The following is a 16,640-nucleotide window of genomic DNA, read 5'->3' on the forward strand; positions in this document are numbered from 1 at the left end:
AAATAAATCAGAAAAATACAAAACGTCATTTTATTGAAAAATAGAATGACGTTTTTTTATTTTAAGAATTTCAGAAAAGTAAAGCTATAAAGAATAAAAGTTCACTTTTATGAATTGAACAGGGGTTTAACCCTGTTTATAATGATATAAGTTTTAAATCTTAATCGCTTTTCTATTAATTTGTAAAAGGACAATTAGACCAATAACAAAGAAAATAGTGAGAGCAAAAATACCATTTCGCATAGATTCTGAATAATCTTCAATGAGCGCAAAAACACCCATTCCGATAGAAGTAGAAAGACGGTCTGCAACATTGAAAAAGCTAAAATACGAAGCTGTATCAGGCGTATCTTTTGGTAGAAGTTTGGAATACGTAGAACGAGAAAGCGACTGAATTCCTCCCATTACTAAGCCTACCAAAATAGCCAAAGCATAAAAATGTTCTGCTGTTTGCACAAAATAAGCCAAAATACAAATCAGAATCCAAAGAACAATCAATACTGTAAGCGAAAAAATATTTCCTTTTTTGTCGGATACTTTAGCAAAAAGATATGCCCCTAAAATTGCTACTACTTGAATAATCAAGATGATAGCGATTAGATTTTCCGTTTCAAGATGTAATTCTTTTTCTCCAAAAAGTGATGCCATAAACATAACTGTCTGGACTCCCATGTTAAAGAAGAAAAACGAAATCAAGAATTTCAAAAGTGAAGGTAGTTTTTGAGCTTCTTTCCAAACCATATTCAATTCTTCAAATCCTTTCTTAAACCAATTTACTTTTACAGGATTTGAAGGAGGATTATCTTTTAAGAAATAAAACGGAATTTGAGCAAATACAATCCACCAAATACCCACCGAAAGGAAAGACCAACGAGAACCTTCAGCATCATCAGCAAAACCAAAAAACTCAGGTTTTAGAGTCATTCCAATATTAATAATTTGTAGTAAAACACTTCCAATATATCCAAAAGCAAAACCCTTAGCACTTACAGAGTCATACTTGTTTTCTGTAGCTATTTCAGGCAAAAAAGCATTATAAAAAATCATTCCTCCTGCATAACCAATACTGGCGACACTTGCACAGATAATTCCCAGTTCTACATTTGTTCCATCAAAAAAGAACAAACACAAACATGCTCCTGCGCCCAAATACGTAAAAAATTGCATAAAGCGTTTTTTCGTTCCTCCATAATCTGCCATCGCAGAAAGAGGAGGCGAAATAGCTGCAATTATGAGATATGAAAGCGCAATAGCATACGAATACAAAACTGTATTTTCGATAGTCATTCCGAAAAAATCCACTTTTTCACTTCCAAAAGCAGCTCTTGTGGCTTGATTGAAGAAAATAGGGAAAATTGTAGTTGTGATAACTAAGTTATAAACAGAGTTTGCCCAGTCGTAAGTAGCCCACGCATTGATTATACGAGGATTATTTTTAGGCATTGGAGGATTTTTTCTCATAGTTGTATTTGTTTTAACCGTCAACGAGACATACAGCCGTCGTTGAGGTATTTTCATAATTAATCACTAATAATTAATCACTAATAATTGAAGAGCTTCATCTTCTTTTTCCCTCATCAATTTTTTATCTTCTGTTGAATGGTCGTCATTTCCTGTCAAGTGTAAAAGCCCATGAACCATAACCCGATGAATCTCTTGCTGAAAAGTAGTTTTGAGTTCTGCTGAATTTTCTTTTACTCGCTCTACACTAATAAAAATATCGGCTTCCAAAACTTGTTCTTGCTCTGAATTATCAAATGTAATAATATCAGTATAAGTGTCATGATTCAAATATTCCATATTAATTTTATGTAAATATTCATCATCACAAAAAATATAATTGATTGAAGAGACTACAAAACCTTCTTTATTGGCAATTTTTTGAAGCCAATTGCTTGTTTTTTCTTCGTTTTCTAATTCAAAATCAATTTCTTCACTAAAAAAAATGATAGGTAATTCTTTTTCTTCCATAATCCTGTGTTGCTTATGAAGACAGGGTTAAAACCCTGTTCAATTGATAATTATGAGTTGGTGAGGACACCAACAACGGCAAATTATTGTCGCTCGTGGGGACACAAGCAACGGTAAAGTTAATAGCTAATTTAGAAGTAGTTAGTAAATGTAGCCACAAAGTTTTAGTTATACAACTTGGTACATAACATCCGAACGCAAAACATACTTTGTTCCTTGTGGAACTGGTGTTCCCTCGTGTTTTATTTCGTGAACAAAACAAAGTGCTGTTCCTGCTTTTGGCTGAATTTCTATTTTTTGAATTGTATGATTTTCTTCATTTTTATAATCAAAAATAGTCTGTCCTCTCTCAAAATCATCACTTAAATAAATCATAAATGTAATTCTGCTTTCTAGTTCTTTTCCATCTTTCTCTAACTTTACTCTTCCATCAATATGCTTTTTGAAACGTTGATTAGATTCATATTTATAGAAACGAAATCTAGGATTTAATCCAATGACCTCATAATTTTCTATCTCTTCTTTAATTATTTCATTAATAAATGTAGGACAAAATTCTTTCAGTTTTTGCCAATAGAGTTGAGCTAACTTTTCATCTTCATAAATCAGTCGTTCATTATTTCTAATATTCTTCATCATTTTTGCACCACTTTTCAAACTTACAGTTGCTTCCTCGTATGATTTATTCTCACTAAAAATAATGAGATTTTGGCATTCTTCTTCAGATAAAAAATTTTCTATTGTCCAAATTTGGGGACTATGTTGTGTTTTTTTCATTATATTTTTTCTATTTGTTTAATTTCTCCTTTTTCAAATTCGTTTCCACATTCTTTACATTTATATACTGTTTTTTTGTAGACAGGATAAGAAAAAGTAAGAAACGAGAAAATAGTTGCTAAAATAGCCTTCCAACCTTTTATAGAAGTAAAGTTTTTATAGTGTTCAGTAGATTCACAAACAGGACATATTATAAATATATCTTTTGCTTTTTGTTCTTCTTCTAGTTTCTGCAATACTTCTTTTACTCGCTGAGTATCAGCCGAATTGACTTTTGCCTTTATTCCTCCAATAGCTACATCATACGTAAAATTCATACCTGCAATATTTTCATCAAATAAATAACAATCAATACCTTCATTTTCTAATCTTGATTTGAATAAATGTGCTTCGGTAGGTGTTGAAAAAACTTTGACAGTAAGTAAAGACATATAAGTAGAGATTGAGAATAAAATAAGACCTAAAATATATCTCAAAAATAAGATATAAAAACGAAAAATTATATTTTCTTAAAAAAAAGATTAAATCTATATGAAGTGATTTTTTATCAGAAAGTATATAAATGATAGTAGGATAATTTTTTTATAAAAAAAATAAGTCTTACATTTGTAATGTGTAATTTATGTGTAAGTAAATCGCAATTTATATTCATAATTTATTAACTGCAAGTTTATATTTGTGCCATGAAAAAAATAATTTTTATAGCAAAACTCTTTTTGCTATCGCTCTTCTTGTCTGTAAATGCTTTTGGGCAAGACCTTACTATTTCTCCTCAGAATACAGCTGATGTGGATTGGACATTTAGTTTATTCAGCTATCCATTAAGACCAACTTGGGATCACATTGTAGAACCAACTAAAGATGGTAATGATAGATATATCCGTACTAGTAGGATGTTAAGTATACCAACAGTTTCTCTTAATGGAAGAAGGTATGATCCTATAAACCCTGGTATATCAGGTTATAATGCTTCAGATCAATTTATTGGATGTTATGAGGGGGAAGATATAAAATGGATGGCAAGAATAGGTGGAGCAAATTTACAGACTAGAGTGATTGATGTAGCAACAACTAAATCAGGTTATACTATATGTGCTGTAGAATTATACTCGCAAGAGCAATCATCAGATAACCCTTTAGGTGGATATGCAATAAGTAATATGGATTTATGTATAAATAGAAATATTACTTGGCCAGGAACAGGCTGTAATGTAAATATTCCAGTTACAGGTATGTTACAAAATGAACAAACTTCTAGTCCAACATATAGAGCTTATTTACTAATAAAATTTGATAGTAATGGCAATTCATCAACTTACAAAATTTTTCCTGTTGGCGCAGAAATAACTCGTTTAGATGCAGATGATGAAGGAAATATTTACTTTTCTGGTCAACAAGCATGGAGTACAACAGTAAGAGAAGCTAACTATGATGGAAATAAGATTGAACCATTTAATTCTAATCCTATATTTGGACCAAAAGACAGCGATGCAATAGTAGGAAAATTAAATTCTGCTACTAATAAAGTTGAGTGGATAGAAAGCTTTAGCAATAAAGTTGGATATAGTCCAATTGAACATGGAGGAGTAGATATTGGAGACATAGTATGTTATGAAGATGATATTTATTTTCTTGGGACATATCCTCTTTTGAGTATTCAACCAAATCCTAAGTTATTTTTTTCAGGAGCTAATTCCTCTACAGTACATAGTTTGTTTAATACTTTTCCTACTGAAAATAAAGCAGGTTATTCATTATTTAAGATGAATAAAAACAATGGTATCATAGAATGGATAAGAGAAGCAAATGCAAAAGGTCTTGATGTCTCATATACGAATGCTATAGAACACTCAATTTTATCTATAACTAATTCACAAATTTATTTGGGAGTTTCTTTTGGCAGTTATAATTTGGGTTACAACTCTATACTTGCTGATGAGCTCAGTTTTAGTCCTTCTTCTTTGAATTATTTGGGTAATACATTCAAATTAGAATCAGATAATATAACAAGCCAACAAGAGCTAGGTATTTTGTCTTATAATCTTGATGGTGATCTTTTATGGGGAGTTACTCCTACAAATGAAAATAATAGTAAGTTGAATGGCATTACGTCAGATGAAAAAGGTAATGTATATGTAGGCTTTACTTATAAAGATAATGGTAAACTAGGTGGTTTAGATATTCAAAACTCTACTAGTTCCCCTATGGGAGCAATAGCTAAATTTGATAAATGTGGTAATCCATTTTGGATTAAAAACATAGGTGCTTATGCTTCTGATATTGCTTATATAAGTGATGAGAAAATATATGTCGCAAATAAAGGCTTAGACTTCTTGACAACTCGCCCACAAGATGTAGGAAGATCCCAAATTCTAGCTCTAAAAAACACCCCAGAAACATCATGTCAAGGCTTATTACTCACAGGAAATCCAGCAGGTACAGGTTGGCAATGGTACAAAGATGATTGTACTACTCCGATAGCAGGAGCTACTAACTCTACTTACTTTGCTACTGTGGAGGGTAATTATCATTCTACTGCTATTGTAGGTGGGATTTTACAGAGTTCTAATGCAGTTTGGGTAAATATGACTCCCGAATATGCAGACTTTGAGATTGAAGGAGAAACTAGAGTTTGTTTGAATACTTACCAATATTCTATAAGCAATATACAAAGTGATGTTACTTATGAATGGAAGCTAGATGGAGTAGTTGTTCAGACAGGTTCAGCTCCATTTTCTAAAACTTGGACAGCTACTGATGCAGGTATTCGTACAATTAGCATAACAGCAGAAACTCAAGGAGGTTGTATTTTTACTAAAGAATTAAAAGTAAAAGTGTTTGACCCTGCTCCTCCTTTAAATATGTCTCCTGATGTTACTATATGTGAAGGGCATCAAGGTAACATCCTGCTTTCAGCAAGAACTGATGGTTATGTTTCATATAGTTGGAGTCCTATTACTGCTGGTAATCCATCTATTTTTATCAACCCAAATACTCTTACAACAGGAACAACTACCTATACTGTTACAGCTACTATGGCAAATGGCTGTACGAATACAGGCACTATATCTATAACTAAAGATTCAGGTGGCAATTTAAATTTACCTACAAGTATTTGTGTAAATTCAAGTATTCCATTGCCTACTGGTTATAGTTATAGTGGTCAAGGAGTTTCTGGGAGTGTAACAACAGGGTTTATATTTGATGCAAGTGGTTTACAGTCAGGTTTCACTTATGAGATTACTTATAGTAGTAATTCTGGCTGTGGAGGAGAGAGAAAAGCTGAAATCGAAGTAAAAGATAGCCATAAAGATTATAATCTACAAATAATGGCTTGTGCTGGTTCTAACCAAGCTGAGGTTTTCCTTACTCCAAGTTTGTCTAATGGAGATGAATTAGAATTATTAGGACAGACTTATACCTCAGGTGGTTACTGGAACATCTCGTCAAGTATAGGTACAAGTGTTACAGCAACTATTACAAATAATACTACTGCTAGTGCTTGTGGAGGAACTTATATTAATAATAGTCTAAATACTGTAACAGTTACAGTTGTAGAAGCTCCTGCAAAAGATTTATATTATAAAGACCATCCTTTCGATTTTGGTCAGCAGCCTAGTGGTGGTGGATGGAATAGTCCTTCTATTACAGTTACACAAGTTGCTCCACCTGTAGGAGCTGATAATGTTATTTCATTAGATCCTAGTAATATATTCCTTGATCCAGCTATTCATCAAAACTCTTTTATCAGATTTTATTATAGTGATAGCAACAATCCAACAGATTTTGCTACTGTTGAGGCTATAACTGATGCTCATGAGGGGCTTTTAGTAGGTGGCGCATTGAATTATTTATATTTGAAAATTCATAATAAATGTGGTTCTTTTGGAAAGGGACTTGAGTTTGATGCAAGTTTTGCTAGAGCTACTACTACTTTTAATCCAGGTGGATGGACTTCTTTTCTTCCAGCAGGTCTTGAACCGTATATTCCTAGAGATTTGGGAGATGGAGGAACACTAATAATTGCTATTCCAATAGATGGAAATACTGTAGGTTTAGGCAACTACCATACTTGTACATTTGCTGAAATCAAAAACTGTAGTGATGATGGAGTTACATGTGACTCAGAAACCCCAGGCTTTAACTATAGACCTAGTGCTGGTATTTCTGGTTCTAATAATTTAACATGGAGAAACATCAATGTCATTTCTAATTTGCAAGGCGAAAGTGCTGTTACTATAAAAAATGATGATTTGGTTGGCAAGATGGTACGAGTAAAATATGACTTTGATCCTCATACTCCTAGTAAAGCTCATTATTTAGAATATAATAGTTTGCAAATCTCACTACCTTCAGGTTTGTTATCTAGATGGAGTGCAAATAATTATTTGAGCAATAATGTTGATTTCATAAATGGAAGCAGCTCTCTTGTCAGACTTACTGAACAACGTAATGGTTGGATGGAGTTTTGGTTAGATGCAGGAGAAAGCTATACGTTAGGTCTATCTTTTGGTATTCCACCTTCAAATAACCTTAGTTTACAAGACCCTGTTTATCGTTTTCATGTACTCCAATTCAACGAAGGAGTTCAATCAGGAGGAGTTAGCTATAACTTAATGATAGATTTTGTTGATGTAGCTCCAGTTATTCCTAGCAACTTGCAAGCTCAAGCAATATCTTCTAGTAAAATCGAACTTACTTGGTTAGATAATTCTGATAATGAACAAGTATTTGTTTTGGAGCGTCGTATATTGGGAAGTTCGACTTATGAAATAGTAGCTAACATCAATGAAAATGAAACTACCTATACAGATGAAGGATTAGATTCTTACACTACCTATCAATATCGTTTGAAAGCTATGTCTTCTACAGGTTTAGTTTCAGATTATATATATGCAGAAGCTACAACACATATATCATCAGATATTCAGATTAGTGGAACTATCAGAAATCATGTTGATAATGCTCCAGTTGGAGAAGTAGTAGTAGAATTATTAGATGCAAATAATAATGTAATTAGTCAGATAACTACTATATCAGATGGAGTTTACAGTTTTAATGTACTGCCAAACACTATTTATAAAGTACGTCCGAGTAAAGATATTAATCCACACAATGGAGTTGATAATGCTGATTTGCAAGCAATTGGAGGTGGAGGTGCATCAGCAGGAGGTACAATAACATTCAACAATACTCCTTATTTATTCCTAGCAGCAGATGTAAATGGAGATTGTAGAGTTAATCTTGGAGATAGAATGATGTTGAGAAATTTTGTTCTAGGAAACATAAGTAGTATAACAGCTCCTTCGTGGAAATTTGTTTCTTCAGATTATGATCTGAGTTTGATATATACTAATTATAGTAACAATCTTCCTTGTTTTGAAAATACTAGAGTATATAATTCAATAACTGCAAGTTATATCAATCAAGATTTTGTAGGAGTCAAGACAGGAGATATAACAGGTGATGTAGATCCTTTGCAAAAAGTACAAACAAAAGAAGTAGTAAAGGAAAGTACATTTAAGGCTTCTCCAAATCCATTTACTACTTCTACTATTATACATTTCAGTTCTGAGGTTGAAGAAAACTATACAATGGTAGTTCGTAATTCTTTAGGACAAGAGATTAAACGTATAGAAGGAGTTACTAAAAAAGGAAATAACAAAGTAGAAATAAATATGCTTGGTTACTCTTCTGGATTATACTATGTAGAATATATTTCTTCTGATAGAAGAGAAAATATTAAAATTGTATTGGCTAGATAAAGCGAATTAAAAAAAGCTAATTTATTAAAAAGCCTTATGTCTATAATTTAGATGTAAGGCTTTTTCAATCTTTTTTAGAGCCTGTTCGAGTTTTTATTTTTTCTTTCTTCTAGCCCCTTTATTTATGAGGTTTAAAATCATAGCTAAATACACAAATGCTTTAGCAGAATCTACAGTTTTCTCATAATCTACTTTTAGTCTTCTGTTTTGATTAAGCCAAGCAAAAGTTCTTTCTACTACCCACCTTTTGGGTTGAGGTACAAATGCTTTATCCTCTTTTTTTTCTCTTCTTGGACTATTGACAATCTCAATTTGTACTCCTGTTTGACTAAATATTTCAGCAGCCAAACTAGCACTTCTATAGCCTGCATCAGCAAGAATTTTAAAGAATTTTCTTCCTCTAAATTGAGCTAAATAAGCTAGATAAGCAAGTTGATTCACGTCAGCTTCATTGGCTGGACTAATCTCTAATTCTAGTAAATTTCCTTGCGTATCTACCAGTATATGCCGTTTACGTCCTTTTTTGAGCTTGTAACCATCTACACCTATAGCTTCCCCTCCATATACACTTTGTACACTTTGAGAGTCTATAGAACCCAAAGAGGGTTTAGCATTTCTACCTTGAGCCAACCGTTCTCTTGTGACCAACTTGTCCAAAAGTTTTTTGTACCAACCCATCTTCTGCCATTTGCTAAAGTAGTCATACAAACTACTCCAAGGAATACCATAACTACTGGGAAGTAAACGCCAACTACTGCCAGAACGAGTGATGTAAAATAGTCCTGAAAAGATATTATACAAACTGTGTTTGCGTTTTCTTTCCAAGTACGAAAAAGGTATAAATTTTTTCATATATTGCCAAAGAGCATCAGATAAATATTCATTAGTAAACATAGTCATTGATATTTTAATTAGTAACTGAAAATCAATAACTTAACTAATAAAAAAATCTGATGTTCTTTTTTATGTATCTAAACTCGAACAGGCTCTTAATAACTTGAAAAGCTATAATTTAAACTCACAAAAAACTTTTTACTTTGGAAAATAACGAAGAATTAATAAAAAAACTGACTAACTTTCAGAATCAACTTGCGCCTAGTGTTTGGATTCCTATGGATGCTGAGCCTATTTATAAAGATGCAATTTTGGGAGCAATAGATGTACAATATGAAGGCGAAAATGGCTTTGCTGCCATTGTGATTTTTGATAGAAAAGGAGAAATACTCCACACATTTACAAAGAAATATGAAGCGACTATTCCTTATATTCCTAGTTTTTTTGCATTTAGAGAAGGAGATATTATTATCAAATTAGTCAATGATGCTGAAAAAGAACTTGATATAAATATTGATATTTTGCTTATAGATGGACACGGAATTGCACACCCAAGAAAATTTGGCTTGGCTTCTTATGTTGGTTTGGCTCTGGAAAAAATGTCTGTTGGAGTAGCTAAAGATACTTTAGTACAATATGATGGAACTTTGTCTAAAGAAAAAGGAAGTAGTTTGCCTATTTATTTAGAAGAAGACATAATTAATCAAAATGAAATTGTTGGCTATGCGTATCGAAGCCGAGAAAATGTAAAACCAATTTTTGTAAGTGCAGGACACAAATTATCTAGTATTCAGGCATTACAGATTACTAAAGAACTCACAGGAGAATACAGACAATTAGATGTTTTGAGAGAAGCTGACCGTTTGGCTAGAGAAGCAGCTAAGCAAGATGAAAAAGTGAAAGAAAGTAAATTATAAAACACGAAAAATCCTTATCCAACTTTTATAGTGAATAAGGATTTTTTGATTTTAAAGAAAAAATAAAATTCTAATAATAAATCACTTCACAACGTGGGTGGTCTTCTTTAAAATCATCTACTTTTCCTTTAGATATTTTGGTATTATAACAACGCAAAATTTCTAATTTTCTCATATTTTCCAAACCTTTAAGGTTACGCAATTTTGTCGTATTACACGATAGCTCAGTAAGTTCTTTTAAAGGTTCTAAACATTTTACAGTTCTGATTTGCGTTCCTGCACAGTTTAGGCGTTTGAGTTTTTTGAATGCTCCCATTGGCTCAAGACTTTCTACTGGAGTGTTTTCAAAAACTAATTGTTCCAAATCTTTAAGTGTTGTAATTGGCTCAAGATTCGAAACGGGTGTTTCAGAAAAACGCAAAATACGAAGCGTTTTGACATCCTTAATAGGAGATAGATTACTCACACTAGTACGAACAAAGCTAAGTTCACGCAAACGAACACACATTTGTAAAGGTTGCAAATCACGAATATCACTTATTCCATCAAGATTAATTGATTCTAAATAAATCATGGCGTGTAATTGTTCTTTGTTGGGTTGTGTCTCTATTTTTACGTGTTTTTTAAGAGCTGTTTTCCAACTTTCTGAAAGTCCTGTCCACCAATTATTCAATGTAACTGTCTTATATATCACGACAGTAGAAGGATTTTTACTCAGAAAAGCAGCTACTAATTCATCTTTCAAAGCAGCTCCATCAGCATAAATAAATTCTAAGTTAGTTAGATTTTGAAGCGTAGAAATATCACTTACAGCAGTATTTTCAATATCTAATTTTTTTAATCTTGCCAAACTTTGAAGTGGCGAAACATCTGAAATTTTGGTATTATTTGCTTCCAAAACTTCCAAAGCAATCAAGTCACGAAGTGCTGTGATATCACTTACTCCTGTTCTACTGATATTAATTTCTTTCAAACTCTCAAAAATACGAAGTGGCTCAACTGTTTTGACAGATTGTCCTCTTGCATCAATTTTTGTGATTCTTGAAAGTGTTGCTAATTCTTCTTTTGTTGGATTTGAGGGTGTTAGTTTACTTGCTGTTTTGAAAACTTCTTTCCAATCGAAAGATAAGTTTTTCCACCAGTTTTGCAGAGCTTCCGATTCATAAACTACCAAAACATTTGATTTAGTTTGAGTCAATTCTTGTGCTTGTCCTAATTTTACGCCTGTGTTATCACAATAGACACGTTCCAATGCTGCAATAGAAATGAGAGGTTTCAAACTTGTAATTTTAGTATTATTTGCATACAACAAACGTAATTTTTCTAATTTAGAAAGTGGTTCTAAACTGCTTATGTTTGTATTAGAAATATCTAAACGTTCTAGTTCTTTTGTTTCAGAAAGTGCTGCAATTGAAGTAAGAGGAGTAAAAGAGGCTTCCAAGAATTGTAAAGTAGAAACATTTTTGACTGGATCAAGATTGGCTACTTTTGTTTTTGAAATTCTAAGTTCTTTCAAAGAACTTCCATCTACCATTCCAAGAGCTTCTAAAGAATTTACACCAGTAATAGAAAGATCCAAACGCTCCAAATTAGTTAGATATTCAAGTGTTTTTATTTCGTTTACCTTTGTATTTGATACATTCAATTCTCTCAAATTGGTTGCATAAGTAAGAGCTAAAAGGTCTTGTATTGGTGTATTAGAAGCATCTAAGACTTCCAAATTTGTAATGCTACGAAGTGGAAAAAGATTTGAAACCTGTGTATTTGCACATTTAAACGTTTTGAGTTTCATAAGACGGCTAATAGGCTGAATATCTTTTACAGTTGGATTATTACTAATATCCAAAACTTCCATTCCTACAATAGAATGAAGCTGACTATTAGAAATTGAATCACCAACAGGAATAGTTACATATTCACTAAAAACAGCTAACCATTCAGCAGGCAAATCGTTCCACCAGCTACGCAAAACTTCTGTCTCGTTAGCTTGACTTGTATAGATACTAATGATTTTTAAATCTTGACTTTCAACATCATAACTCATATCTATATAACGAGGAAGGTTATTTTTTACCTTTTCATTTTTAAAATTTGTTCCTTCTAAAGCACGGTTTGTAGTGGCAGTAAAAAAGATTGTTCCATCAGGAGCAACTCTATGAGCAATGCTATTTACAGTATATTTAAAAGTTGCATTTTTATAAAAAAAGTCAATATCTTTCAAATAAGATTGTACATTTTTGTTCATCCATAAATCACGTTTATCTATCAAATCATCTTCAACCTGAACATTTTTATCCTTAAAAATTTTCTGAAAACTTTGATTGACAATTGTTTCTTTATCACGAACAGAAGACTCTTCTTCGCCTAATGTATTGTACATAAATTGCATAAAAGAAACTAAAGAACGTACACGGTCTTCATATTCTTTTAACTTTTCAGGCTCAATTTGTTCGCCTTGAGTTTTTTTGTCTTTGTCATTTTTGCCTGTGTTTTTAGTTGTTTGAGCAAAAAGAGTAGTAGTAGTAAATGCCAATAAAAGGCATAAGAGATAAGAACGGAAATTAATTACCATTAGAATAAATATAATTTAACAAAACATCTTTATTATCAGGAGTTAAGCGAGCTAAATTTGAAATTAGCCAACCATTGTTGTATCCTCCACGATTGAAACGAGAAACTTCAAGATACCAATTATCTATTTGAAAAAAGTGAAATTTTACATTTGTAACCGTTTTGAATTGTAGTGCATTACGAGCCACTTCATATAAAAATAGTGTTACATAATCTGTTTTATGATTTACCTCAACATAATTTTTGACTTCTTTGAGTTCTTGAGGTTCATCAAATATCTTTCTTAGATTCATAAATTCTAGTTCATGACTAAGTGGGTGCAAAAACTTATTTGGGTCTTGAATATCTTTTCCCATTATTTTAGCAAAAGGCGAAAAGTAAACATTACTGATTACCCATTTTGAGCCAACTCTTTCTTCTTGGAGTTTCATAAAAAGAGTCAAGTCTTGTTCTCTACCTTCATAAACAAAACGAGTAGTTACTTCTGCAAACCAGTTTCCACCATGAAACTCTAAAAATGTTGGATTACTTGAGTTAGTAACTTGATTGACAAAATCATCTTTTACAGATTGAGGAACAGCTTTATTTTGTCCATCAAAAAGTATATTTATATAATCTTTTCTATCTGAGTTATTTCTAAATTCTTTACTACTAGGATCAAACTTATTTCCTAATTTATCTTCCTCATGATTAAAACGTCTAAAAAACTGATTCATTTGCTTGGTGGCAGCATACAAATCAGATTCATCACCCAAATAATTACCTATTTGTGCAGAAACAGAAAAAGGCAAAAGGAAAACCAATGCCAAAAGAAAAGTTGAAAAAATACGTTTTAATACAATCATAAATTACGAATTACGAATTACCAATTAAATACATTAGCATAGCTAATCAAGAATTTCAGTAATTCAATTACAAATTGAAATAAAAAATAGCTTGTGTAAAAAATAAATTACGAATTACAAATCAAAAATTACAGGACTTCCATAATTAATAATTCGTAATTCGTAATTGAATTTGTCTAGTTTCTCTTTGTTTCGCTTACACGAACATCACCTAAAAGAACATCCCAAAAGCCGATTTCACGACCTGCAATAATAGTTTTTTTACGTTCTACATAAACTGTAATATCTTTCTTAGTTACATCAGAATATTGAACCAAACCATCGGCAGATTTACCTGTAAAACGTTGGAAGATAGTAATTACACCTACATAACGTCCGTCTGGTTGTTTTTCTAAGTCAGAAATATACTGAATATTAAACCAATCGATTTCTACTTGGTCGTAATTAAGAGCCATCAAACGGTCAAAATATTTACGAACACCATAATAACGAATTGCTTTAGAGTTTACAGAAGAAACACCCATTTCTGCGCCATCAGAAAATAATTCCATTGCACGGTCAATGACACGCATAGCTTCCGAATACTGAGTAGATTTGTTTCCGATAAGAGAAATATAACGACTTAAATCTTTTACTTTTTCTAAAGCAAGAGAGTCAATCGCACGTTTACGAGTAGGACTAAGGTCTGCATTTGTTTGAGCTGAAGCAGAAGAATCTACTGCCATGAAAGCAAAAACAAATAAAAATGAGAAGAGAAGTTTATTAATATTTTTCATTGTATTAAAAATAATGAGTGAAATTCAAATAATGGATTTAAAAGTTTAAAAAATGACATTGTAACTGAAAATGCAGTTACTCATTGAATGATAATAACTAGAGAATGAAGTCTAATAATAACTTAGAAATCAAAAAACTGTGCCAAAAATCAAAACTCAGTTGTGGCTGATAATTATATCAACCACAATTTTTCAATAGTTGTGGTTAGCTTTTTAGCTAATCAACAAGTATTAATTACTAAGTTCTAAAAGTTTGATTTTGCCGTTTTCATCTGTGCCAATGCTCACTACTTTGTGATTCATTTTCTTTTGGTCTTTGATGAAGTTAAGGTATTTTTCAGCAGTTGTTGGCTCGTCATAATCTTTTTCTCCTCCTTCTTCTGCAATGATAATCAAAACAGGAGCTTGTGGAGAAGCAAATAATTTAAGTGCATTTTGGATAGAAGAGTTTGCTGCATTTGCATCACTTGCATTAGCAATTTCTGAGAAGAAATCTTTGATAGTTTTACTTTTCTTGTTTGCTTCTGCTTCTGCTTCTTTCTGACGTTTCTCTTCTTCTTCTCTGATGCGCTGCTCTCTTACACTTTGCTCTGCTTGAGCGATAAGGTCTTTTACAGTTGCATCCTCAATATTCATTGCTTTGATAGCATCAATTCTTTTCTGACGCTCTTCAGCAGACATAGAAGTATCGTTTAAAAGTGCCTGTAAGTCTTTTGTTGCTTTTTCAATTTTTGCTTTTTTCTCAGCTGCAGCTTGTTCTGCTGCAATTTTCTGTTTGTTTTTACAACTTGTAGTAGTTAGAGTAGTTCCCATTCCTAAAAGAATAATTAAATAAAAATTTAGACGGAAATACCATTTGCGAATTGACTTGTTCTTTTGCATAACAAAAAATAGGGTTTGGATTAAATGAAGTATAAAACTTCGGTTAAATAAAAGTTGATTGATTAAAAAGTTGTCTGAAATGAAAAATTCCTTTCAAAAAGTTAAATATACTAAATTCTGAGAGAAGTATATTTTAATAATTCTTGAAAGTACATTTTAAGAGAGTTTATTTAATTGATAATTTTTAGCTAAAAATGACGTTTTTGTGTAATTATATCAATAAAATTGGGTAGTAAAAAACGGTATTTTTACGGCTAAGCATCTAGCAAATTTAGTGACAGATTTGATAAAAAAATAAGAGTTTAAAAAAATAAATATCAGAAGTTTTAACTGGTTCTCTTTATGAAACACCAACTCTTAAAAAGTGTTCAAAAAAAAAATATTTCTTTCACAAATTTTAAGTTTAAATCTGCATTTAGAGTAGTTAGAATGAATAAAATAGAAAAATAAATCTAGGAGAATTATTTATCGTATTTCCCAAAAATTTAAAAAGTGCTTTGGCAATGAGATAAAAAATGACTTACAAAACCATCAATAAAAATAAGAATTGAAAAATATCCAAAAGACAATAAAATAATTTTGGGAGGATTTTTATTAACGTCTTAAATTATAGAAAATCAAAACTATTATTGTATTGGTCTGTTTATAACAGCAAAAAGACACACATTCATTATTTATCTGAAATGTTAAATATATTTTGTTTAATATGTAAGAATATTTTTTAAACTATTTTTTTTAATCTAAATACAAAACACCTATTATGGGAGAAGTAAAAAATCTTATCGACAAGAAAGCTATCAGCAAAATGCAAGAAATTGTGAAAGACCAACGAATTTGCATGTTTGCTACCAATCTAACAGAAGCACCATTTTCAGTTTGTCCAATGACAGCACAAGAAGTATCAGAAGATGGGCATATTTTATTTTTGAGTGCAGCAGATAGCGACCACAATCAAAAAATATTATTAGACCCAAGAGTTCAACTTATGTTTTCAAAAGTTTCAGACAGCGAATTTATGAGTGTTTATGGAAAAGCAACCATTTCAAAAAACAGAGAAAAAATTGATAAAATTTGGGATCCGTTAGCAAAAGCATGGTTTCCAAAAGGAAAAGATGATCCAAATTTGACAATCATTGAAGTATTTCCAGAAGATGCCTATTATTGGGATACAAAAGATGGAAAAATCGTTTCTATGTTAAAAATTGTAGCTTCTGCAATGACAGGAGAGCAAATGGATGGTGGCGTAGAAGGACACTTGACAGTATAAAAAAAATAGCAAAGAAAAATTTAGACCTTTATTTA

12 protein-coding genes are annotated in these 16,640 nt (G+C 31.7%); 3 read left to right on the plus strand and 9 right to left on the minus strand.

The window, feature by feature from the left end:
• Positions 1-153 precede the first annotated feature (153 nt).
• The 4 genes from V9L05_RS10440 to V9L05_RS10455 form a co-directional block, all read right to left on the minus strand.
• Positions 154-1,461, minus strand: a complete 1,308-nt coding sequence (locus V9L05_RS10440; protein ID WP_338811828.1) for an MFS transporter — start codon at positions 1,459-1,461, stop codon at positions 154-156.
• Positions 1,462-1,527: 66 nt separating this feature from the next.
• The gene (ybeY, locus tag V9L05_RS10445) at positions 1,528-1,971 is read right to left on the minus strand and encodes an rRNA maturation RNase YbeY (protein ID WP_338811830.1); all 444 of its coding nucleotides are present in this window, start codon (positions 1,969-1,971) and stop codon (positions 1,528-1,530) included.
• 168 nt (positions 1,972-2,139) lie between these two features.
• On the minus strand, positions 2,140-2,748 hold the full coding sequence (locus V9L05_RS10450) for a 2OG-Fe(II) oxygenase (protein WP_338811832.1): 609 nt from the start codon (positions 2,746-2,748) through the stop codon (positions 2,140-2,142).
• Entirely contained in the window at positions 2,748-3,179 is a 432-nt protein-coding gene (locus V9L05_RS10455) for a hypothetical protein (RefSeq protein ID WP_338811834.1), read from the minus strand. The genes V9L05_RS10450 and V9L05_RS10455 overlap by 1 nt, the downstream gene beginning before the upstream one ends.
• A 252-nt stretch (positions 3,180-3,431) precedes the next feature.
• Between V9L05_RS10455 and V9L05_RS10460 the strand changes: the two genes are divergently transcribed.
• The gene (locus V9L05_RS10460) at positions 3,432-8,513 is read left to right on the plus strand and encodes a fibronectin type III domain-containing protein (RefSeq protein ID WP_338811835.1); all 5,082 of its coding nucleotides are present in this window, start codon (positions 3,432-3,434) and stop codon (positions 8,511-8,513) included.
• A 93-nt stretch (positions 8,514-8,606) separates the two neighbouring features.
• Here the strand turns inward: V9L05_RS10460 and V9L05_RS10465 are convergent, their stop codons facing one another.
• Positions 8,607-9,407, minus strand: coding sequence for an IS5 family transposase (locus V9L05_RS10465; RefSeq protein ID WP_338811837.1), 801 nt, complete (start codon positions 9,405-9,407; stop codon positions 8,607-8,609).
• Positions 9,408-9,550: 143 nt separating this feature from the next.
• Here V9L05_RS10465 and V9L05_RS10470 point away from each other — a divergent pair, with 143 nt between their 5' ends.
• Positions 9,551-10,264 carry an endonuclease V gene (locus tag V9L05_RS10470; RefSeq protein ID WP_338811839.1) on the plus strand — a complete coding sequence of 238 codons (714 nt, stop codon included), beginning with the start codon at positions 9,551-9,553 and terminating at the stop codon, positions 10,262-10,264.
• A gap of 70 nt (positions 10,265-10,334) precedes the next feature.
• Here V9L05_RS10470 and V9L05_RS10475 read toward each other — a convergent pair whose 3' ends face one another.
• The 4 genes from V9L05_RS10475 to V9L05_RS10490 form a co-directional block, all read right to left on the minus strand.
• Positions 10,335-12,836: a leucine-rich repeat domain-containing protein gene (locus V9L05_RS10475; RefSeq protein WP_338793295.1), complete on the minus strand. Its 2,502-nt coding sequence runs from the start codon at positions 12,834-12,836 to the stop codon at positions 10,335-10,337.
• The gene (locus V9L05_RS10480) at positions 12,826-13,680 is read right to left on the minus strand and encodes a hypothetical protein (RefSeq protein WP_338793294.1); all 855 of its coding nucleotides are present in this window, start codon (positions 13,678-13,680) and stop codon (positions 12,826-12,828) included. Before V9L05_RS10480 ends, V9L05_RS10475 begins: the two co-directional genes overlap by 11 nt.
• 176 nt (positions 13,681-13,856) lie before the next feature.
• Positions 13,857-14,456, minus strand: a complete 600-nt coding sequence (locus V9L05_RS10485) for a hypothetical protein (RefSeq protein WP_338793293.1) — start codon at positions 14,454-14,456, stop codon at positions 13,857-13,859.
• Positions 14,457-14,687: 231 nt separating this feature from the next.
• The gene (locus tag V9L05_RS10490) at positions 14,688-15,338 is read right to left on the minus strand and encodes a hypothetical protein (RefSeq protein WP_338811840.1); all 651 of its coding nucleotides are present in this window, start codon (positions 15,336-15,338) and stop codon (positions 14,688-14,690) included.
• A 760-nt stretch (positions 15,339-16,098) separates the two neighbouring features.
• On the opposite strand from V9L05_RS10490, the gene V9L05_RS10495 reads away from it, so the two are divergent.
• Positions 16,099-16,605, plus strand: a complete 507-nt coding sequence (locus V9L05_RS10495; protein WP_338811842.1) for a pyridoxamine 5'-phosphate oxidase family protein — start codon at positions 16,099-16,101, stop codon at positions 16,603-16,605.
• The last annotated feature ends 35 nt before the right edge of the window (positions 16,606-16,640 follow it).

Origin of the sequence: Bernardetia sp. Wsw4-3y2, from assembly GCF_037126295.1 — a bacterium.
Taxonomy (GTDB): Bacteria; Bacteroidota; Bacteroidia; order Cytophagales; family Bernardetiaceae; genus Bernardetia.

What these genes read in the sequence shown, in the direction of transcription:
- V9L05_RS10465 (WP_338811837.1), bottom strand. Translation starts at nt 9,407, where the DNA reads ATGTTTACTAATGAATATTTATCTGATGCTCTTTGGCAATATATGAAA.
- V9L05_RS10490 (WP_338811840.1), bottom strand. Translation starts at nt 15,338, where the DNA reads ATGCAAAAGAACAAGTCAATTCGCAAATGGTATTTCCGTCTAAATTTT.
- V9L05_RS10485 (WP_338793293.1), bottom strand. Translation starts at nt 14,456, where the DNA reads ATGAAAAATATTAATAAACTTCTCTTCTCATTTTTATTTGTTTTTGCT.
- V9L05_RS10475 (WP_338793295.1), bottom strand. Translation starts at nt 12,836, where the DNA reads ATGGTAATTAATTTCCGTTCTTATCTCTTATGCCTTTTATTGGCATTT.
- V9L05_RS10495 (WP_338811842.1), top strand. Translation starts at nt 16,099, where the DNA reads ATGGGAGAAGTAAAAAATCTTATCGACAAGAAAGCTATCAGCAAAATG.
- V9L05_RS10450 (WP_338811832.1), bottom strand. Translation starts at nt 2,748, where the DNA reads ATGAAAAAAACACAACATAGTCCCCAAATTTGGACAATAGAAAATTTT.
- V9L05_RS10460 (WP_338811835.1), top strand. Translation starts at nt 3,432, where the DNA reads ATGAAAAAAATAATTTTTATAGCAAAACTCTTTTTGCTATCGCTCTTC.
- V9L05_RS10480 (WP_338793294.1), bottom strand. Translation starts at nt 13,680, where the DNA reads ATGATTGTATTAAAACGTATTTTTTCAACTTTTCTTTTGGCATTGGTT.
- V9L05_RS10455 (WP_338811834.1), bottom strand. Translation starts at nt 3,179, where the DNA reads ATGTCTTTACTTACTGTCAAAGTTTTTTCAACACCTACCGAAGCACAT.
- V9L05_RS10440 (WP_338811828.1), bottom strand. Translation starts at nt 1,461, where the DNA reads ATGAGAAAAAATCCTCCAATGCCTAAAAATAATCCTCGTATAATCAAT.
- ybeY (WP_338811830.1), bottom strand. Translation starts at nt 1,971, where the DNA reads ATGGAAGAAAAAGAATTACCTATCATTTTTTTTAGTGAAGAAATTGAT.